Here is a 20636-nt window from a genome sequence, read left to right as displayed (position 1 = left end):
CTCAAAACCGACATGGGGAGGACGGTTCGCCGTGGCGACGGTTTGCTAAAACTCATCCAGACTATACACTCGGTTTTAAGAATCGCAACAGCGAACCGTCATCAGAGGTCAGGTTGAAGAACCTGACCTCACGTTATTACCCACTAAACGGTGTCAAAGGGGGGGCATCCACATTACTTAAATGGTCTCCCAGAACGTGCACATTGCTTGGCGGAGCGAAAAAGCAACGCCATAAATCGCGATCTGCTTTCTGTATAACTTGTAGGCAGCCGCAAAATGAGGAATTGACCGCAGATTAGCCGAAGCCAGTGGCGACGTGTCTAAAAATGCCAATTCATCCGTGTCCCTGATTTTCAGCCAGTCATCTTCCAATAGGAACGGTTCATCGACTGTGTAGGGTGTTCCTTTGTCATCAGATTTGGCCCGTAAATAATGCCCGTAAGCAGCAATCAGAAATGCGATACAGTAAGTCGGCTTATTCTGCGCGGCCAGGTCGCTCAGTGTAGGCAACAGGAACGTAGGCAATTTAGAGGCCCCATCAAAACACAATCGCGCTAACTGATCGCTTACCGCAGCGTTCGACAGTCGACTCACTAATTTGTTTTTATAGTCGGTCAGATCAACGGGGTCCGGGGGCGTAACCAGTGGCGTGACTATATGATTGATGAAGACGCTGATGTAGTTACTGAATACGTTGTCGTTCATCGCTTCATGAACCGTTCGATAGCCTGACAGAAAGGCCGGATAGGCCAGCATGCTGTGTGAAGCGTTCAGGAAACGCAACTTCAATGCTTCGTAGGGGGCAACATCATCGACAAACGTAACGCCTGCCAGTTCCCAGTCTGGCCGACCTGCGCAGAAATTATCTTCGATCACCCACTCCGTAAAATCTTCGCAGTATACCGGCATGGCATCATTGATGCCACTCTCGGCATTGAGCCGAAGCCGGTCGAGATCGTCTACCGTAGGCGTTATACGATCGACCATCGAATTCGGGAAGGTTACCTGATCGTCGATCCAGTTTGCCAGTTCAGGATTTCTGGCATAGGCGAACGAAAGAAATGCTTTCTTCGCTACATTTCCGTTGTGTTGCAGGTTGTCGCACGATAAAATCGTGAATGGGCTGGAGCCGCGTTCCCGTCTGCGGGCTAACGCTTCGGTTACATAGCCAAAAGCGGTTTCGGGTTGGCCAGGGTTCGCTAAATCATGGCGAATGGCTGGTGTATCGAGCCTGAAATTACCATTCTCGTCCATATTATAGCCACCTTCGGTTATCGTAAGCGATACAATTCTGATGGCGGGGTCGGCTAAATACTCAATCGCCTTTTCCGGATCGTCGCTGGCAGCTACGTAATCCATAATGGCCCCAACCACCGATACGTTCGATGATCCATTGGGCAAATATTCGGTGAGTGTATAGAGGCTATCCTGATTGGCGAATTTCGTTGCCATCGACTTACCCGAAGCTGTTATACCAATACCACGAATCCCCCAGTTTGTCTGTTTGGTTAGGTTCAGGTAGTTATTGGTATAGTAGGCCTGATGTGCCCGGTGAAAATTCCCGACACCAATATGGGCAATACCAGCGGTTAATTCGGTCGGGTTATATTTTGGCACATGGATAGCAGATGAATCTTTAGCCAGTGTGTTCTGAATGAGGGTCAACATAGTCAATGCGTTTATAGCGTTATTGATTGACGTGACAACCGGGCATCCCGGTGTTTTTTGTCATCTAGACCTTGTTTATACTGAGAAGCTGAGAAATGGAATTACTCTGGGATCGCCATTCATCACCACGTTGGCGCAGTCGCTGTGCAATCCCGATAATCTGGTCGCCCAGCTTTCCCTGTTCTTCAATGCCTGCTTCATTGTATCGGCTTTGCCGGGTAGGCTCCCAATAAAAAAGCTCGGTTTTAGCATCGTAGATGCCGATAGGCGTGCGTCCTTTCTGAGTTGACAACTGCCGTAAAACAGCTTCAGCTTCGGTATAAGTGGCACTGTAAATATGGTGATACTGCTTTCTGAGCAGGTATATAACTGAAAAACGATTCATGACAATGGGGTTAATTCAAGATGGAGACCACCACATAGCAGACATACGAATGACAGGTAGATTCATGATCACGTTGTCAATGAGTCGCTTGTCTGGTGTTCTTTGTCTCGTTGTTAGTGTGATAGCAAAGGCCATCCTCTGGCAGAGAATGTTCCCTAAGCTGCTCTGACAATGGCCATTACTATAGCCAGGTCAGGCGGAGTCATGCGCAGCTGTTAACCTGGTTGATTTTGTGAGCTGGGTCATTAACCCGTTGCACAAAACAGGAATTAAGCATTTCCCCGATGGTATTGGCCTTCTGGGCCAGAACAGGGTTGAGTGCGCAGAAAAGTCTGAGAAGTATCCGGACAGCTTGCCCGGTATAGAAGCAAAAAGCGTTTATCGGGTTCCGGATAGCAAGTTGCCGCCGAACGGTGTCATGATGCGGGTTAGTCCCTCAAAAACGACTGCGTTCTGATGAATAAAGCCAAGTATGAATAAACGTGAAAAAGTACAAATCGATATCCATATAGCCTTCGCTTTATTTTCTTGCTTTAGTGTGTATGACGAATTCATAATTTAGATAATTTCTTAATAATCAATAGTGGAGAAAAAGGACGTTGCACCTTCTTCGCTCACATACTTAACTAGTTGCAGTATAAGAATAGTTTGCTATTCTTGGTAAAGTACAATAAGTGCTTTTGATTTTTCATTGAAAAGGCAAAATGTACAACCGAATCTTTATCAAGTAATATGGTTAAAGCAGGTGAAAATTGGTGGATTCGATCAATTTTCGTCAACTAATAGGCGGGAACGTATACTATTGATCCCATTTTCAGTGTACTCAAATCATGAACTATCGTGACTCGCGGGCGAAATTAAATTAGCTAAAAGCCTGATTTTTAAACGAAGACTACTTATAATAAATTGACAATGAATAGTGTATGTCAATAGGGCTCTAAAAAAGGTAAGCTGTTCAGGATTGTAATAATCCTAAACAGCTTACATAAAATGGCTTCGTATCGCTCGCTAGTCGGGCAATTAGAATGGAGCATACCGATTATGCTCAAGACCTCTCAGGAATTTAGTCCTCACCCTTAATTGACCAGATTGGCTACTTCCCGGTCTCGCGCATACTTTTCCCGAATCGCTGCTTCGACATAGGCCGTGCTGTTGAGTTGCTGACTAACAATTTCAGCTACGTCGAGGGCAACGCCATGAATCGGTAAGGTGATCTTTTCGTCGGTTTGTTCGTCTACCGCATGGTTCGGTACCAGCGATCGAACAGGATGGCCAATTAATCGGCCTGTTTCGTCATACTCGCCCCAAAACTCCCAGTATTTGGAGTGGAACAGATTGCCACCCACTGATTTGACCAGAATCTGTTTGTTATCAACTAAAAGACGAATTCCGTATTTTTTAGCAGTTAACATGATCTTATTTTTTGCGTTTTTTACAAGGATGCCAATTGATATGGAATCGTTGCTTAAACCATTAAGCTTTTTTTGAAAAAGTGTATTATACGTACGGTGCTATGCCCGATATGTAGGGTGTACCAGCTAATCGTTGTATAACGCTGAACGTAAATCCGGCTCAAAATTGGAGATCATATTTCGTATGATAAAACGAATAAGTACCAATGCCCGATTTAGCTGGTTAAATCGGGCATTTCGGCGGTCGAACACAGATCATACCTAACCCATTTGAGAGCTTATCAGAGTGGATGCGAGCTAACGATTTTACAGTCGCAGCGTTTCGTTTCGGCGGGTAGCGTAACGGGTTTGTCGAAACTACTGTTCGGAGAAAGGGTTCGTGAAAATGTAGTGTATTTCTCTTTGAGCAATTTGCCCGATTCGTCAAATGCCGTAATTTTTACGGAAATATCGTTATGAGATCGGGACGATAAATTCTCAACGACAACATTGACCGTTGATGTAACCAGCACATTATCGACCTCCGAACAGTCGACCGTTAGGTCTATTGTCTGTGGTGTGAATGATGTATGGTTATACTGCGACATAAAGTAGAGCGCAATGCCACCAATGACTACCACAATCAGGAGAAGTCTTATCAACGCTTTCATTATGAATCGCTTTATGGATTATTATTTTCTAACTCCTTTTGAGCTTCCTTCTCCCTACGCTTGCGTTCGCGTCGTTCCTGGCGAAGTTGCTTACGGGTCTTTACCGTGTCAGTTGTAACGGGTTCGCTGGGAAGAACATCAGGACGATCAGCAGGTCGACGGTCGGGTTGAACCGCTGGCACCTCATCGGTCGTGCTTTTCTCGTCGCTTTTCTTGCCTTTAAATAACCGCCGGAAGAAGTTTCCAATTCCGGTTCCTTCGTCATTGTCCTCATCAGTCCCGTCAACCGGTTCGGTCATCAGGCTGTCGCTCTGGAACAGGGAATCGACCGGTGCAATCTGGCGCCGAAGCCCTTCGCGCAATCGAACATCATAGAATCCAAAAGCACCTGAATCGGGCGCGGTTAATCCGCGTCGGGCCATGATTTTTCCAATGAGCCGGAAATAACCGCGTACATTCCGGGCCTGTAGCGAACCGTCGGGTAAAAACCAGTCGAGGGCGCGTTTAGGGCGTGGAACGACAAACGCCAGGAAAATACTTTCGCCTAGATTGAGATCGGCGGGGCTTTTTGCGAAATAATACCGAGCTGCTTCGCCGATGCCATAAATGTTACGTCCCCACTCAATAATGTTTAGATAGACCTCATACATCCGGTTTTTCGGAACGATGTGTTCGTTTTCGATCAACCAGACAATCAAAATCTCTTCGACTTTACGGGAGAGCGTTTTATTGCGATTCAGAAAGGCGTTTTTAACCAGCTGCATCGATATGGTACTTGCCCCGCGTTTGAAGGATTTCTCCTTGAAATTGGTGGCAATAGATACCCGAAACGCTTTTTCATTGAACCCTTTGTGGGTGAAAAAATTATAATCTTCTGAGGTTAATAACGCATTACGCAGATCGGGCGAAATCTGATTCAGTGGCGTATAGTCCGGATTTTCGGGACCAATCATGATATCCCGAACGGGTTTTCCTTTCTCGTATGGGGTATAAATGAATGGGTGATTGATGGCAGCAAAATCAGTGCGTCCCATTTTCAACACCCGAAACCCTTCGGGTGTCAGCCCCGAATTAAACTGCACGGAGTCAGGTAGGGAGGTATCCAGATGGAATGTTGCGTCGTATTTTAGCTTTCCGGCTACCTGCATACCTTCCAGCGATTCAAACAGACCCTGCGGAAATGAGTTGAAAAGTGCCTGTGCATCCAGCAGATCGGTATGCAACTGCACATCATAAATCTTGGTTGGCTTTAGCTGGTATTTTATAAACGGTCGTGCACTGACTTCGCCAAGTCGAACGACTGATGAGCTATCGACACCCACATAATCTTCGCCTACAAACAGATTCGCATTCATCGAAGCTTGTGGCACAAGCACATCCGTTCGGGCAATGGCTGGGTGGTTAATCCGCAGATTTCGCACGGAGCCTACCCCTTCGAGTCGAAACTCATCACCCGCCCGATCTACATCGCGAAGCTGGGCCCGAACTGTATCTGCCTGTAATTTCAGATTGAATCGCTTCTGAATATACGATAATTCGAGTGGTTTAGGGCGTCCGCCCCGACCCTCGGCATAGAGCGCCAGATCATATTCGCGGTCAGCGGGATCGGCCGTACCGGTAACGTGCCAGGTGGCCTGATTACCATTCAGCTTGAGTGTCGATAGGACCGCTTCATCCTTAATGGTAGCTGTTTGCGTAAGCAGACTGATCGTATCCTTATTGTCCATGCCCCGAAACTCCAGATTACTAATGTTCAGGTCTTCGGGGATTTTAGAAAGAATATTGTCGATCAGATTCTCGGCCACATTCGATAAATCGGTGTGCCTGCTGCTCTCATTGGGACTATCTGTTTCTGTCGAGTCGCGCTTTCGACGGAGCAGAAAATCAATATTAGTGAGCGAATCGCGCTTTATGACCTGAATAAGCCCATTTTCGAGGGTCATACCAGATAAGCCGACTTTACCAGCCAGCAGTGGCCAGAACCGAACGGCTAATTCTACCCGCTTGATACGAGCCAGACTGTCGCGTTTTTCGGGAACGACCGAAATATCAGTAAAGGCCAGGGAGCTTAGACCTGTAAATTTGGCCGAGCCGATCCGAACGTCAAGATTGTAGTCTCGCTTTGCTTTTCGGATGGCTCGCTCAAGGGCAGATTGAAGCAGGCTTTCACGCTTGGAATAAGCAATACCGGCACCTACACAGCCCAATAAAAATATACTAAGAAATACCCAGCCAGCGATTCGGATGGCTTTACGTTGACGATACGTCATGCTTTGTCACTATTCTCGAACCGCAAAGATAGGGTTTTTGCGCATGGGGCAGGGCGCAATGAGCAGGGAGATTTTAGGAAACGGGCCTTTCTCCCTGCTCCGGGCATCCTATTCCCTGTTCAAAAATCCAGATGACAGTTCGTCCAGCCGTCGTCGAAACGGGTACCAAATTGCTGATAGAAGCCAATAGCAGGCTTATTCCAGTCGAGTACCTGCCACATCATGCCCGTGCAATGGGTCTCATGAGCCATTTCAATGGTAGCATCTAAAAGTAATTTTCCGATGCCATAACCCCGAAAATCTTCGGTAACAATAATATCTTCCAGGTAAAGACGCTTGCCTTTCCAGGTCGAATACCGAAAATAATACAAGGCCATGCCAACAATTTTCTGACTTTCAGAATCTTCAGCGACAAGCATCCCGAAAAGTGGATTGGCTCCGAAGCCATCATCGGCCATCTGCTCAGCGGAATTGGTTACCTGATCGGCTGCTAATTCGTAAACGGCAAGTTCAGTTACTAGAGCAAAGGCTTGTGGAATGTCGGTACGGGTGCCAGGACGAATCGAAATCATGGGTATAATGTAGTAGAGGATCTATAAAATGAAGGATTGGTGTTAAAGGGACGATGAGCAGACTGATTGCACCGTATTCATTGTGCATTGGCAATTAAATTCTTCCATTTTGTCAGAGTAGCCTGAAAATCGTCGGGGAGGTCAGAGTCAAACTGAAGCCACTGGCGACTGCGTGGATGGATAAAGCCTAATGATTTCGCGTGTAATGCCTGCCGGGGTAATAACTTAAAGGCGTTTTCGACAAAGGCTTTATAGCTGCCGACCGGATTGCCCCGAAGAATGCGATCACCGCCATACATGGCATCGTTGAATAAGGGATGCCCAATATGCTTCATGTGTGCCCGGATCTGATGCGTACGGCCTGTTTCCAGATTACACTGAACCAGTGTGACGTAGCGTAAGGGTTCCAGTGTTTTATAATGCGTAACCGACCATTTACCCTTGGCTTCGTCATCATAGATCACCTGCACTTTTCGGTCCCTCACGCTTCGACCGATATAACCCGTGATGATACCATCGGGTGGCTCCGGTTGTCCCCAGACAAGCGCATTGTAGGTACGCTCGATACTGTGGTCAAAAAACTGCCTTGCCAGGTGCGTCATGGCGTATTCCGTCTTGGCAATAACCATCAGGCCCGACGTATCCTTATCAATCCGGTGTACCAGCCCCGGCCTGATATCGCCATTTCGGGAGGTGGGCAGGTTCTGGAAGTGATAAACCAGTGCGTTGACCAGCGTACCATCCCAGTTGCCGTGGGCGGGATGCACAACCATACCGGCTGGTTTGTTGAGCACAAGCAGGTCGTCATCTTCAAAAACAATAGTAAGCGGAATGTTTTCCGGCTTAATATCGGTATCGCGGGGTGGGTGAGGCAGCGAAACGGTTATTACATCCGCCGGTTTGATTTTGTAGCTGGCTTTGGTGATTTTCCCGTTTACCTGTACGGACTCTACATCAATAGCGGCCTGAATTTTGGTGCGCGTGGCATTCTGGAGCCGGTCCATCAGGAACCGGTCGATGCGCAGCAGGCTCTGGCCTTTATCGACCACAATGCGGTGATGTTCGTATAATTCGTCGTCTTCGGGTAATTCGTCTTCCGTTTCCGCTACCATTTTCTCAGATTTGCAGATGTAGCATAGCCGAGGGGTGTCGCGCAGCTTCAGGCAAGTTTTGATGCCTGTTTGCTGATTTCCTCCCGGCAAGCTATAAAAACCGTATAAACAGCAAAAATAAGGATTATGGACGAACTTGCCCGGCAACTGGCCGAATTAGCTGGTAACTCGCCGGTCCAACTGCTCAACGATCCATTTCCCGAGCCCATCGGTATTCGGCTGTACCTGAAACGGGACGACTTGCTGCATCCACTCGTTTCTGGTAACAAATGGCGTAAGCTGAAATATAACCTGCTGGAAGCTCAGAAGCAGAATTTAAACACATTACTAACTTTTGGCGGGGCCTATTCCAACCACCTGTATGCGACGGCTGCCGCGGGGCAGGTATTTGGTTTCAAAACCATCGGCATTGTGCGAGGGGACGAGTTGGCAACTTCTGCTCGCAACCCGACGCTGGCCTTTTGCGAATCGTGTGGAATGACCCTGTATTTTGTAAGCCGAGCCGAGTATCGTCAGAAAAATGATCCAGATTTCCAGGCCGACCTGATAAATCGATTCGGGCCGTGTTATGTGATTCCCGAAGGGGGAACCAATGAACTGGCGATATGCGGTACGACCGAAATCATTCCCGAATTAATTGCCCAGCTAAGCCGTATTCCCGACTATGTGTGTTGCCCGGTCGGAACGGGTGGTACGGTTGCCGGTCTGGCGCGATCGGCACCGAAAGAAACTGTGGTGTTGGGGTTTGTGGTGCTAAAAGGGCTTGACCTGGCTAAACTGGAGCCTGAACCGATAGAAGCTGGACGGGCTCATGCCCGGCTCAGACAAGTTGACTATCCTTTTGGCGGATATGCTAAAACTACGCCCGAGCTGATTGCTTTTATTCAGGCATTTGAACGGAAAACAGGTGTTAAGCTTGAACAGATCTACACCGGGAAAATGCTCTACGGTATTTACGATCTGGCCCGTCAGGGCTACTTTCCCAACGATGCTACGGTTGTAGCTGTTCATACCGGTGGCTTGCAGGGGAGGAGTAAAGAACTGGACGTTGACTGATTTTTGTCAGAGTGTCAGTCCTGTACCGATGCCCGTTTCAAGCGGTCGTTTATGGCCCAGCCCAGCCCCTGATTGGGAAGTTGTTCTGCGTAGATAACATCAACGGGAAGCGCATCAAGCGTTCTTAAGTGCGCAAATAGATTTTTGGCCGCTTCGTTCAGGTCACCGGTAGGGGATAGTATCCGCTGATTATCAGGCGATATGCCACCAAATGGCTCTCGAAAAGCCAATGCTCCGGCGCGTTTGTCGGGCTGAGGACTTTCGCCCGGTTTAAGCAATATAAGTGGTTTACGCGGAGCATAATGGCTGCTTAGCATGCCAGGAGCATTGGGGTTAGAAGTCGAATGAGTTCGTACATCAACTGGCCCAATGACCCCTTCGATTTGCTCAAGGGCCATACCACCCAGCCGGAAAACGGTAGCCTTTCTGTTCTCAAATCCAATAATTGTCGATTCCAGACCAATGCTGGCCGGGCCACCGTCCAGAATGTACGGAATTTGATCGCCCAATTGATCGGCCACGTGCTGGGCCGTAGTCGGGCTGATGTAGCCGAACGGGTTGGCACTTGGAGCCGCTAATGGGAAATCAATCGAGCGCAACAGGTCTAGGGTGAGCGGATGGTTGGGAATGCGTACGGCAACAGTAGGCAAGCCCGACGTAACGAGATCCGAAATTTGGTCGTGCTTAGGCAAAAGCAGTGTCAACGGTCCAGGCCAGAACATCCGGGCAAGTTTTTGGGCTGGTTCGGGAACTGAAGTGACAAACTGTTCGACCTTTGCCAATGAATCAGTATGAATAATCAGTGGGTCGAAAGCCGGGCGATTTTTGACCCGAAAAATAGTCAGTACAGCATCCGGATTAAAGGCATTGCCAGCCAGTCCATATACCGTTTCGGTCGGAATCCCGACAACATTACCTGCTTGTAAAAACTCGGCTGCTAGACGAACATCCGTGCCAATCTGCGTCATGGGCGCAAAGGTACGAAGATTTCCGGTGGTCTACGTGAGAGCAGGCTTTCAGGTAGTGGCTCAGATTGAATTTAGTCAGTCATAACCGGTTAAGTAAGCTTGTATCGAATCGTTCGGTTGCGGCACGATAGTGCAGGCTTATAATTATTCATAAAACCTCAATCAGAAGTTTTATGCTATACTTCTACTTTGCTTTTAAATCAAACAAAAAGCCCAAATCAATACGATTCGGGCTTTCGCTTTATATCCTGAAGCAGGCTGGGTTGCTTATTCCGTCTTCAACACCCGTACCACTTCCGTTTGACCTGGGATATTTACCTGAAGCAAATGCACGCCTGGTGAACGGCCAAGCTTTACATCAAGTCGCTCAATAGCAGCTGCCTGCATAATATGTTCCTCGCTCACGGGGCGTCCCTGTTGATCGAGTAAAGCTACGAACATGGGCTGGCCTTCAGCCCCACTCACCTCAATGTGCACTATCTCGCCCACGACTGGGTTGCCCAGGACTTTCACGCTTAATTTACGATCCGGTTCAACTGCACTAAGTCGCGCCCGACCACAGACTGCTTTCAGGTTCCATAGGTAAGTCACCGTCGTACCGTTCTGCGTGGCCTGGAGCAGAATCGGTTGGGTATCGTTGGCGGTGCGCAGTTCTGTATCGACAAACTGATCCGGATTGGTCGTTGATCCCGTAATACCAATGGCGAAGAAGGTAATCGGGCTGCCATCCCCTCCGCTGGTGTTGAACCGAAAGGCCCCCGTTGCACAGTTGTAGGTTGGCGCTAACAGCGTCAACGTGCTGCTCGGGGGAGTGGGCGTGACGGGACACTGAGCGCGGATGTCCCATAAGTAGGTCACGGTCGTACCGTTCTGTGTGGCGTAGAGCAGAATAGGCGGTGCATCACTGGCAGTGCGCAATCCTGTATCGACAAACTGGTCAGGTGACGTGGTTGGCCCAGTGATGCCAATGGCGAAGAAGGTAATCGGGCTTCCATCCCCCCCGTTGGTGTTGAAGTGAAACGAGCCTGTTACACAGTTGTAGGTTGGCGCCAGCAGCGTCAGCGTTCCCCCTGGTTTATTGACGGGGCACTGAGCGCGGATGTCCCATAGGTAGGTCACTGTTGTACCGTTCTGCGTGGCGTGGAGCAGAATAGGCGGTGCATCACTGGCGGTGCGCTGATCCGTATCGACAAACTGATCTGGATTGGTCGTTAGCCCGGTGATGCCAATGGCGAAGAAGGTAATGGGGCTGCCATCTCCCCCGCTGGTGTTGAACCGAAAAGCCCCTGTTGCACAGTTATAGGTGGGGGGCTGTAGCGTCAGAACCCCTCCAGTGACGTAGAGCGTGATAGCTTGCCAGGCAGATAAGCCGCTGGGTGTTTGGGAGTTGACCAAAGTCAGATTCATCACTCCTGAGGTGAGGGGTGTCCCCTTAATGGCTGACCCAAAGCCGGAACCAAGTTGAACGCTCAGTCCGTTGGCGGGTAGCCCCGTTACAGAGACGGAGGTCGTGCCGTTGAGGGGGATCAGGAAGGGCAGATCGAAGCTAAAAGGCACCCCAACGGTGGCCGTCGCGCTAAGAGGAGGGAGCGGAGGGCCGATGGTAAGGGTGATGGCTTGCCAGGCAGTCAGGCCGCTGGGCGTTTGGGAGTTGACCAAAGTCAGATTCATCACTCCTGAGGTGAGGGGTGTTCCTTTAATGGCTGACCCAAAGCCGGAACCTGCTTGAACGCTCAGTCCATTAGCGGGTAGCCCCGTTACAGAGACGGAAGTCGTGCCGTTGAGGGGGATCAGGAAGGCCAGCTCGAAGCTGAAAGGCACCCCAACGGTGGCCGACGCGCTAAGAGGAGGGAGTGAAGGGCCGATGGTGAGGGTGATGGCTTGCCAGGCGGTCAGGCCGCTGGGCGTTTGGGAGTTGACCAGGGTTAGGTTCATCACTCCTGAGGTGAGGGGTGTCCCCTTAATGGCTGACCCAAAGCCGGAACCTGCTTGAACGCTCAGTCCGTTGGCGGGTAGCCCCGTTACAGAGACGGAAGTCGTGCCGTTGAGGGGGATCAGGAAGGGCAGATTGAAGCTAAAAGGCACCCCCACGGTGGCCGTCGCGCTAAGAGGAGGGAGTGGAGGGCCGATGGTGAGGGTGATGGCTTGCCAGGCGGTCAGGCCGCTGGGCGTTTGGGAGTTGACCAAAGTCAGATTCATCACTCCTGAGGTGAGGGGTGTCCCCTTAATGGCTGACCCTGGAGAACCTGCTTGAACGCTCAGTCCATTAGCGGGTAGCCCCGTTACAGAGACGGAGGTCGTGCCGTTGAGGGGGATCAGGAAGGCCAGCTCGAAGCTGAAAGGCACCCCAACGGTGGCCGACGCGCTAAGAGGAGGGAGCGGAGGGTTGATGGTGAGGGTGATGGCTTGCCAGGCGGATAGGCCGCTGGGCGTTTGGGAGTTGACCAGGGTCAGATTCATCACTCCTGAGGTGAGGGGCGTTCCCTTAATAACTGACCCAAAGCCGGAACCAAGTTGAACACTCAGTCCATTGGCGGGTAGCCCCGTTACAGAGACGGAGGTCGTGCCGTTGAGGGGGATCAGGAAGGGCAGATCGAAGCTAAAAGGCACCCCCACGGTGGCCGTCGCGCTGAGGGGAGGGAGGTCAGCGGCTGGAGTTAGTAGCTTGAAGAACTCACTAGACTGAACCAGATGGCCAGGATCGATTCGCCGGGGGGTGCCCTCCGACTGTAAGTTCCAGGAAAAGAACAGGATAAGCCCGATTAACCAACTAATTGACCGAGTTGTAGACGTATTATTCATAACCTGAGTATTTAGTATTAGAATGTTTTGAGTAGAAAGTAATTCTACTTAATTCTGGGCAATAATAGACCTACTTGTGTACCAACGGTAAATAACTTATTGAATCAGTGAGAATTCTATTTATCTGTATGCCAATTAGTTAAGTAGGTGATTTAAAAAGGTATTTATCCTGTTATGATGTCATAAACTAAACCGGCTTCCTGCCACTACTTCCAGGATTTTTACCAGCTGTTTTAATTTATATCAAACGGAGACATTCCCGATGTCGAGTATGATTTCCTATAGACCACTAAGGGTTGGGTCAGTCGGGTTGATAAGGCGGATTGGAAAAATTTTCGAAAAAAAATAATTCAGCTGTCCGGATTTAGAAAGTCTGTTCGTCTTAGAGGTGAAAAACAAATTCAATATCTTTCAATCCTTAAACAAACAAATCGTATGGACAAATTTATGCTCATCTTCCACTCGCCGTTTTCTCAGGAGCAGAACTTTATGGATCAGTCGCCGGAAGCGATGCAGGCCGAAATGGAAAAATGGAATAAATGGATTGGCGGTATTGCGGCTCAGGGCAAACTGCTTGGAACGGAAGCACTTATGCCTATGGGTAAGCTTATGACCAAAGGCGGTCAACTAGTTACGGATGGCCCATACACAGAAGGAAAAGAAATCATTGGAGGGTACATGCTCCTCAATGTAGCCAGCATTGAAGAGGCTACTGAGTTAGCCCAAGGCTGTCCTCTTTTCGAAAGTGAAGGATCGTCGGTAGAAGTCCGCCCGATTGTTAACTTTGGCTAAATCAATACAAGCCCCTCTTCCAAAAGGGGAGGGGCCATTTGAGTATCAATGCCGGATTCTGCTACCGTGTCGCCCTCGACGACGTCAAATCAGTTGGTCGACCATCTGTTCCGCCATGAGGCTGGACGGATGGCCTCGGTATTGACGTGTATGCTCGGTTTCGATCGGCTTGATCTGGCCCAGGATATTGTGCAGGAAGCGATGATGCAGGCTTTGCAGAGCTGGCCGTTTCAGGGCATTCCTGACAATCCAAGAGCATGGCTATATCGGGTAGCTAAAAATAAAGCTCTGGATGTGGTCCGTCGAGAGAAGCGATTCCATCAGATCAGTTCGGAGGTTGAGTACCTGAGCAATCAGGAAACGGCCGAAGCTATGGTCAATCACTATTTTTTTGATGATGAGATTACGGATAGCCAGCTACGAATGCTGTTTGCTATCTGCCATCCCGCTATTGCCGTAGAATCGCAGATGGCCATGTGTCTGAAGATTTTATGCGGACTGAGCGTTCATGAAATTGCCGTTGCCTTTCTTACCAGTGATGAAACCATTACGAAGCGGCTCTACCGGGCGAAAGAAAAAATTCGTCAGGATGGAATCCGGCTGGAAGTGCCAACGGGCTCGCAGCTTACTTCTCGGCTGGATACGGTGCTGAAGAGCATTTACCTGCTTTTTAATGAAGGGTATAACTCATCGCATCCGGATATGCTCATTCGCCGGGATTTGTGTGAAGAGGCCATGCGGTTGTGTCTGTTACTGGCCCAAACGCCCAAAACACAGTTTCCTGCGGTCCACGCGCTGCTCGCGTTGATGTGTTTTCAGGCGGCCCGGTTTGATGCCCGGACTGACGAAACTGGCGCAATCGTGCTACTTCCCGATCAGGTTCGCAGCCGCTGGAGTCAGCCCTTAATTCAGAAAGGACACGAGTATCTAGACCGGTCGGCCGAAGGCGAAGGGCCGGGCGAATATCATCTGGAGGCTGGTATTGCCATGATCCATTGTAGTGCTCCAACGTACGAAGCGACAGACTGGTCAACTATTCTGCTGTACTATGATCTGTTATTGGCTCAAAAGCCGTCGCCGGTTGTTGCATTGCATCGGGCAGTTGCGCTGGCAAAGGTCGACGGGCCGATGACGGCCATTCTGGAAGTTTTGGCGCTGAATGGATTGGAGAAGAGTCATCATTACCACGCTATTCTGGGTGATCTTTATGAACAGAGTTGTCAGGTAGAATCAGCCCGGCAGGCATATCGTCGTGCCCGGTCGTTGACGACGTCCGTCAATGAACGGGCGTTACTGGACCGCAAACTGGCTCGTCTTTAACAAACCGCAACAACGGTGTTTCCTGCACCGCATTCGTGGTTATCTTTGCCCGAAAAACGACAGCCATGAACGAGCGGTTCAAAATATGGCTCAAGCGCGTAGGTTGGCTGGGCTTCTTATTTTTTCTGATCAAAGGCCTGCTCTGGCTATTGATCCCATACCTGATTGCGAAAGGAGTCTTTTCGAAATAGCCTATTCATTTAGCCCTGCTTACAGGACCATTCAGAATTGGATGGCGTTCGGGTGGACGTTTTCAATAAACCTTTTGACTATCCCGCTAACTCCTGCCACGAAATCAATCCAATCGCCAACACTGCCAGTGCCAGTCCAATTTTGTTGGCGACTGACAGCTTTTCCCGGAAAAAGACAGCGGCCATGAGGGCGGCTATCAGAATGACACCAATGTTATAGAGGGGATAAACGAACGCACCGTTGCCGCCAAACTGCGACAAAGCCAGCAGGAGCGTATAGAAACTTAGAAAATTCGGGACGCCAAGTGTTACTGCGCCAATCAGGTTGCGGCCTTGAATTACCTCTTTCCCCTGAATGACCCGAACGATCAGCATGACCAACCCCGCTACAACTGCGCCCAGGACCATTGTCAGCATGACAACGATGGTTTTATCGGCCGAAGAAATGTAGCGAATATTCATGTAATTGATCATTGTGTTCGTAGCCCCGTAAAATAAAAACACAGCGACCGGCAACAGCACGTTTGCACCCAACCGACGTGGTGTAACGGGCGAAGGAGCTGGTTGGCCTTCCAGCACGGGCGTCTCTACAGATAATTCGTTGGTTTCTTTTTTGTAGGTACTCAGGCCAACTGCTACCACGGCCAGTATCAGCCCAAGGTAATTTAGAGCATCAAAAACTTTCCCCCCGGCCTGAAAGACAAAAAGACTAAAACAGACCGGAATGACCAATGACAGGTTATTAGCTAATGACGTTACTGTAATTCCCATTCGCTGGGTAGAAGCTCCCGAAAGCATAAACGTCAGGATAAACCCAACGCCCAGACCCAGGGCAAGCCATGTCCAGGTTTGCGAAAAATCAATTGTGAACGATTGACCGGCGGGCAACAGCAGATAGCCGGTCAGGAAACAGATGGGATAATTAAAAACAATGGCCTGAAATGTATTGACGTCGTACCGCGGAAACAACCGGAAGTTTAGCAGGAGCACCACCGAAAGCAGAACACTTAAAAACAAAAAGAGCATACGAAAGGACTGGTTATCAGGTAGGAGAATGCGGCCAAGTGGCCCATAAAATAACTCACCGCACGCAGTCCAAACAATACGGTTGGAGAAGAGTTTTATTTAAAGTTCTGTATATCAACGTTATAAAAACAACAAGACCATGAAAAAGACCATTCTTCTGGCCATGCTCATTGCCAGCGGGCTTACCCTGCAATCATGCGGTAGTAGCGGAAATAAAGACAGTGAAGAGCGCGCCGAACAGGCGAACGAAGATAAAAAAACATCTGACGATGATGATTCGGAGTTTGCCGTAAAAGCCGCCAGTGGTGGAATGCTTGAAGTTGAACTAGGCCGTATGGCGCAGGAAAAAGCACAAAGTCAGCAGGTTAAAGACTTCGGGGCTATGATGGTGAAAGACCATTCGCAGGCCAACGACGAACTGAAAGCGCTTGCTGCCAGTAAGAATATCACCTTGCCAACAACGCTGGGCGAAGAGCACCAGAAACATGTTGACGAGCTGGCCAAACTGTCGGGCAAGGATTTCGACAAGAAATATGTGAGCATGATGGTAGATGATCACAAAGAAGATGTCGACGAATTTGAAGAAGCCAGTAAGGATGGTAAAGATCCTGATATCAAGGCTTTTGCTTCGAAAACAATACCAACGCTAAAAGAGCATCTGGATAAGATCAAAGCGATCAATGATGCCATGAAGTAAGAGACCTGAACCTCAAAAAAGGGCACTGCCAGTTGGTCGGTGCCCTTTTTTGTTTTATTTCACCCCCAAATGATCGTGTACTACGCTTATGACCAAACTGTTCTGTTCGTTTCTATGCCTGCTGCTGCTACAGGCTGTACCTTCGCTTGGTCAGGAAAAATTATCCATTTCGGCGACAGTAACTCCTTTATACGTTCATACCGCCTATAATCGTCTTTATCTATTTCCTGACAGTGATGGGCAGGTTGTTGAACCTGTTTACCTGCCTGGTCCCATTGGCACAGTGGGTTATTCGGCCGGTCTGACGGGCTATTATACGTATGCTCCGGGCTGGTCGGTATCCGCCGGAATCTGGTATCGATACCTGCCAACGCGTGTTGCCCGGTTGCCCATTGCGGGAGAAGGAAACACAATCATTCGGAACCGGGGTATTCGGATTCCGCTGATGATCAATTGTCGATCATCAACTAATCAATTGTCCCCTTATTATACGCTGGCCCTGCTGGTAGATATTCCGTTCTCGTCGCGGGTAATTGCCGAGCGTGATGATCTGCCAACGCAAAAGCTTCGGCTCAACCCCGATCCTGGTCCGATCTTCAATGCTATGATTGGAGCCGGAGCCGTTTATCAGATCGACTCGAACCTGGCATTGACAGCACAGCCAACGTTGACTTATCGATTAGGGCGATTCGGCGGGTCACACACCGATAAGCGCACGTATGAACTGGGTTTGCAGACACAATTGATCTATACATTCTGAAACAGGCAGTTGGCCGTTTTCGGCCAATGGCTGACTATAGCCCCAAAAACGCCCTACTGCATCAGGTCAACATCATACATTCCTCGGGGAACGCTCCAGTAAAACTGGTAGTTTTTTCCCGCCACCAAGGAATACGTTAAAGGCAGTTTTCCCGTATTGGCCATATACAGATTCAGGTATGACCCTCTTACGGGAACCGCTTTCCGCTCACCAGCCGAAAGCTGATAGGTAGCCCATTGGGCTCCCGGCGTATCATACCGCAGTTGAAATTTCAGTAGATCTTTTGTGTTGTTCAGCAACGTAATGACCGATTGCTGACTGTAAATTTTGGGCGGTACTGCTCGCGTAGGTCGCTGTACCACCTGTGGATAAACCGCCGTTACCATCATAACCATATTTACCAGCATCATAATCGTTTTCATTTTGTATTCAGCGTTTGACTTCATCCGTTGGCCCACCCTTTGTTAAGCCACTCCGAGCGAGCATGTACCCGGCTATGGTGCCCAGCAAGCCAGTTGCAGCCGCCGTTCTTGTATTATCATTGGTGCCCATTGACACAAAAAGAGCCCCGACAATAATGAGTGTGACGGTCAATAGACGCAGCGCATCGAAGGCATCCATCTTTAACGCATCGCCCATACTTTGAATAAAAAAGATCTCGCCAATAATGGCCAGTAGACCAAAGCCAAGAATACACAGCGCCAGAATACTCTGCTCGCTCATGTGGTCTGGGGCATCGGTCTTGTGCTCTGGCGAATTCACCTGGTTCAGAGGAATCAAAGCGGGCACGTCCGCAGCGACAGAAGCCGGGTTTTGCACCGAATCGACCGTTGATTGCCCATACGTAAACGAACTGATCAACAACAGGCAAATTCCCAGGAGGTAGGTTTTCATGGTAGGGCGCAGTTAGCGTTTATGGTGTTTCCTTAGTCGAAAATCAACTCATGAATGGAAACAGCCGAAACCTATCCAGGAACCTTAAACTAAATCGCTACTGAATAGCAATGCAACGAAGGCCCGCTATTCACTATCTTTCCGAAAACCGTTGCGAATGAACTTACCTATACTACGTCTGGGCATTTTATACTACTGGGTTTTCCTCTTCCTGGTCGTGATTCAACAGGCATACGGCCAATCGGCTCTGACCACTACAGAGTTTTCCCGGTTGGATCAGCGCATAACCCAGTTGATGGATAGCGCCCACGTACCCGGTCTCTCCATTGTGCTTATCCGAGCGAATAAGCGGGTTTATAGTAAAGGATATGGCATAACGAAAGCTGATTCGACTCAGTTGGTTACCCCTACTACCGTGTTCGAAGCTGCGTCGCTCAGCAAACCGGTCTTTGCTTATGTGGTATTGCAACTGGTTGAAGAAGGCAAGCTGGATTTAGATAAACCACTGTATGAATACATGCCTTATCCAGATGCTGCGGCCGACGAACGCTACCAAAAAATAACAGCTCGTTTGGTGTTGAGCCATCAATCGGGTTTCCCGAACTGGCGCAAAAAAAGGGAATCGAACCAGCTTTCGATGGTTTTTTCGCCGGGCGACCGATTTGGCTACTCTGGCGAAGGCTTCGTTTTTTTACAAAAAGTGGTCGAGAAAATTACGGACAAACCCATCAATGAACTAATGGAAGAGCGGGTGCTGAAACCACTGGGCATGACCAACAGTGGGTTTGTCTGGAAGTCGACCTTCAACAGCAATTATGCGCTGCCACACAACGAATCGGGCGAAACGGAGACCAAATACAAACCTTCGCAGGCAAACATGGCTTATTCCCTTCATACCACGGCTGTCGATTACTCCCAATTCATTCTGGCTCTGCTGAAACCTACGGGTTTAAAAAAGACGACCACTGAAGAAATGCTTCGACCACAGAGTCAATTACCAAAGCGTTTTTCTGGCTCAGATACACTGGCTCCGGGCTTATTCTGGGGATTAGGCATTGGCATTGAGCAAACACCAACCGGAAACTATTTCTGGCATTGGGGCGATAATGGCGCGTTTAAGTGCTATGTCACGGCAAACAGTGACCGCAATGATGCGGTCATTTATTTTGCGAACGGATCGAACGGGTTAGACTTTGCCGACGAAATTCTAAAACAAACGATTGGTGGTCAGCACCCGGCGTTCGGGTTTTTAGGGATTGACTGGCGGGAAGAAGTTCGCAAACAGGCCAATAAACGGGCGGAAAAATAGATTAGGTCAATAGAGATTTGTTTTCTTCTGCCCACCGCATCCGGTAAGCATTCATGGCCGTACGACCTAGCTGGCTAACGAGCTGATAGTTGGCCACAATGCCCACCGCAGCGCCTATGCCCGGAATCAGTTGAGCCATTTTAACCAGATCGATATAATCGCGGTATTCCTGCTGAAAGGTCAGCCAATCGAACTGATTGATGTCGTCGGGGAGCTGGCGGCTATGTTCGGGCCAGTCAGCAATGTAGCGGTAAACGACCTGCCTGCGCTCCTGGCTCGAAAAAGCCAGCTGAAAAATGTAGAGAATATAAACCCGTTCGCGGTAGTCGCTAACTGAATGGCCGTATAGAGCAGCAATCTCAAACAGCATTTTCATTTTTAGCCCCAGCAACAGCGGAAAGTCGGCTAATCCCAGCAACAATCCTCCTGCTCCGGTAACTCCTCCTTCGGCGGCTCCGGCCTTCCGGTAAAAATTGATTCGGTCAACGACAGCTGCTTCACGCTGGGGTAAAGTCAGACCTGCTTCGGGTAACCGATTCAGAAATTCAGCCCCAAACAGCACCGCCCGCGTCATTTGCTTAATGGTTGCTGTAATCAGTTGATGAACACGCCTGGGAATGATGCGATTGATCCGGCGTTGAACCGCCGTAGAAAGCCGCCCAACGGTCGATGGGGGCTTTTGCATGGCCTGTTGCCAGCGGGTCAGTTCGGTCTGAACAGCTTCTTCGTAGGGAGTCATAACAAGAATTTCT

21 protein-coding genes are annotated in these 20636 nt (G+C 49.3%); 8 read left to right on the top strand and 13 right to left on the bottom strand.

Annotated features, from left to right (window positions below):
* Positions 1-177: 177 nt before the first annotated feature.
* Entirely contained in the window at positions 178-1668 is a 1491-nt protein-coding gene (locus tag GJR95_RS07930) for a mannitol dehydrogenase family protein (RefSeq protein ID WP_162385367.1), read from the bottom strand.
* A 64-nt stretch (positions 1669-1732) separates the two neighbouring features.
* Entirely contained in the window at positions 1733-2053 is a 321-nt protein-coding gene (locus GJR95_RS07925) for a hypothetical protein (protein WP_162385366.1), read from the bottom strand.
* A gap of 232 nt (positions 2054-2285) precedes the next feature.
* Here GJR95_RS07925 and GJR95_RS07920 point away from each other — a divergent pair, with 232 nt between their 5' ends.
* Positions 2286-2510 (top strand): hypothetical protein, encoded by a 225-nt coding sequence (locus GJR95_RS07920; protein ID WP_162385365.1) that lies wholly within the window; start codon positions 2286-2288, stop codon positions 2508-2510.
* A gap of 619 nt (positions 2511-3129) precedes the next feature.
* Here the strand turns inward: GJR95_RS07920 and GJR95_RS07915 are convergent.
* The 5 genes from GJR95_RS07915 to GJR95_RS07895 form a co-directional block, all read right to left on the bottom strand.
* Positions 3130-3465, bottom strand: a complete 336-nt coding sequence (locus tag GJR95_RS07915) for a hypothetical protein (RefSeq protein ID WP_162385364.1) — start codon at positions 3463-3465, stop codon at positions 3130-3132.
* Between the two features lie 281 nt (positions 3466-3746).
* Positions 3747-4115, bottom strand: coding sequence for a hypothetical protein (locus tag GJR95_RS07910; RefSeq protein WP_162385363.1), 369 nt, complete (start codon positions 4113-4115; stop codon positions 3747-3749).
* Positions 4116-4126: 11 nt separating this feature from the next.
* Complete coding sequence (locus tag GJR95_RS07905) at positions 4127-6385, bottom strand: transglycosylase domain-containing protein (protein ID WP_162385362.1); 2259 nt, start codon at positions 6383-6385, stop codon at positions 4127-4129.
* A 119-nt stretch (positions 6386-6504) separates the two neighbouring features.
* Complete coding sequence (locus tag GJR95_RS07900; RefSeq protein ID WP_162385361.1) at positions 6505-6957, bottom strand: GNAT family N-acetyltransferase; 453 nt, start codon at positions 6955-6957, stop codon at positions 6505-6507.
* Positions 6958-7034: 77 nt separating this feature from the next.
* Positions 7035-8069: an RluA family pseudouridine synthase gene (locus tag GJR95_RS07895; RefSeq protein WP_162385360.1), complete on the bottom strand. Its 1035-nt coding sequence runs from the start codon at positions 8067-8069 to the stop codon at positions 7035-7037.
* Positions 8070-8195: 126 nt separating this feature from the next.
* Between GJR95_RS07895 and GJR95_RS07890 the strand changes: the two genes are divergently transcribed.
* Positions 8196-9125: a 1-aminocyclopropane-1-carboxylate deaminase/D-cysteine desulfhydrase gene (locus GJR95_RS07890; RefSeq protein WP_162385359.1), complete on the top strand. Its 930-nt coding sequence runs from the start codon at positions 8196-8198 to the stop codon at positions 9123-9125.
* A gap of 14 nt (positions 9126-9139) precedes the next feature.
* Here GJR95_RS07890 and GJR95_RS07885 read toward each other — a convergent pair whose 3' ends face one another.
* Positions 9140-10093, bottom strand: coding sequence for an L-threonylcarbamoyladenylate synthase (locus GJR95_RS07885; RefSeq protein WP_162385358.1), 954 nt, complete (start codon positions 10091-10093; stop codon positions 9140-9142).
* A gap of 267 nt (positions 10094-10360) precedes the next feature.
* A complete protein-coding gene (locus GJR95_RS07880; RefSeq protein WP_162385357.1) occupies positions 10361-12895 on the bottom strand; it encodes a hypothetical protein in 2535 nt (844 codons plus the stop codon).
* 435 nt (positions 12896-13330) lie between these two features.
* Between GJR95_RS07880 and GJR95_RS07875 the strand changes: the two genes are divergently transcribed.
* From GJR95_RS07875 to GJR95_RS42505, 3 genes are all read left to right on the top strand, one after another.
* Entirely contained in the window at positions 13331-13687 is a 357-nt protein-coding gene (locus GJR95_RS07875) for a YciI family protein (protein WP_162385356.1), read from the top strand.
* Positions 13688-13735: 48 nt separating this feature from the next.
* A complete protein-coding gene (locus GJR95_RS07870) occupies positions 13736-15007 on the top strand; it encodes an RNA polymerase sigma factor (RefSeq protein ID WP_162385355.1) in 1272 nt (423 codons plus the stop codon).
* A gap of 65 nt (positions 15008-15072) precedes the next feature.
* A complete protein-coding gene (locus GJR95_RS42505) occupies positions 15073-15198 on the top strand; it encodes a hypothetical protein (RefSeq protein WP_262889773.1) in 126 nt (41 codons plus the stop codon).
* A gap of 78 nt (positions 15199-15276) precedes the next feature.
* Here GJR95_RS42505 and GJR95_RS07865 read toward each other — a convergent pair whose 3' ends face one another.
* Entirely contained in the window at positions 15277-16224 is a 948-nt protein-coding gene (locus tag GJR95_RS07865) for an EamA/RhaT family transporter (protein WP_162385354.1), read from the bottom strand.
* Between the two features lie 139 nt (positions 16225-16363).
* Here GJR95_RS07865 and GJR95_RS07860 point away from each other — a divergent pair, with 139 nt between their 5' ends.
* Together GJR95_RS07860 and GJR95_RS07855 are read left to right on the top strand one after the other, a co-directional pair.
* The gene (locus tag GJR95_RS07860; RefSeq protein ID WP_162385353.1) at positions 16364-16921 is read left to right on the top strand and encodes a DUF4142 domain-containing protein; all 558 of its coding nucleotides are present in this window, start codon (positions 16364-16366) and stop codon (positions 16919-16921) included.
* Positions 16922-17009: 88 nt separating this feature from the next.
* Positions 17010-17681, top strand: a complete 672-nt coding sequence (locus tag GJR95_RS07855) for a PorT family protein (RefSeq protein ID WP_162385352.1) — start codon at positions 17010-17012, stop codon at positions 17679-17681.
* A 53-nt stretch (positions 17682-17734) separates the two neighbouring features.
* Here GJR95_RS07855 and GJR95_RS07850 read toward each other — a convergent pair whose 3' ends face one another.
* Positions 17735-18103, bottom strand: coding sequence for a hypothetical protein (locus tag GJR95_RS07850; protein ID WP_162385351.1), 369 nt, complete (start codon positions 18101-18103; stop codon positions 17735-17737).
* Positions 18104-18110: 7 nt separating this feature from the next.
* On the bottom strand, positions 18111-18575 hold the full coding sequence (locus GJR95_RS07845) for a hypothetical protein (protein ID WP_162385350.1): 465 nt from the start codon (positions 18573-18575) through the stop codon (positions 18111-18113).
* A 157-nt stretch (positions 18576-18732) separates the two neighbouring features.
* Here GJR95_RS07845 and GJR95_RS07840 point away from each other — a divergent pair, with 157 nt between their 5' ends.
* Entirely contained in the window at positions 18733-19884 is a 1152-nt protein-coding gene (locus GJR95_RS07840; RefSeq protein WP_162385349.1) for a serine hydrolase domain-containing protein, read from the top strand.
* A gap of 1 nt (position 19885) precedes the next feature.
* On the opposite strand, the gene GJR95_RS07835 is transcribed toward GJR95_RS07840, so the two are convergent.
* Positions 19886-20623, bottom strand: a complete 738-nt coding sequence (locus GJR95_RS07835; RefSeq protein WP_162391621.1) for an EcsC family protein — start codon at positions 20621-20623, stop codon at positions 19886-19888.
* Positions 20624-20636: the final 13 nt, after the last annotated feature.

The sequence above is a fragment of the Spirosoma endbachense genome, assembly GCF_010233585.1.
In the GTDB taxonomy this organism is placed as follows: domain Bacteria; phylum Bacteroidota; class Bacteroidia; order Cytophagales; family Spirosomataceae; genus Spirosoma; species Spirosoma endbachense.
This window is presented reverse-complemented; position numbering and strand designations above follow the sequence as displayed.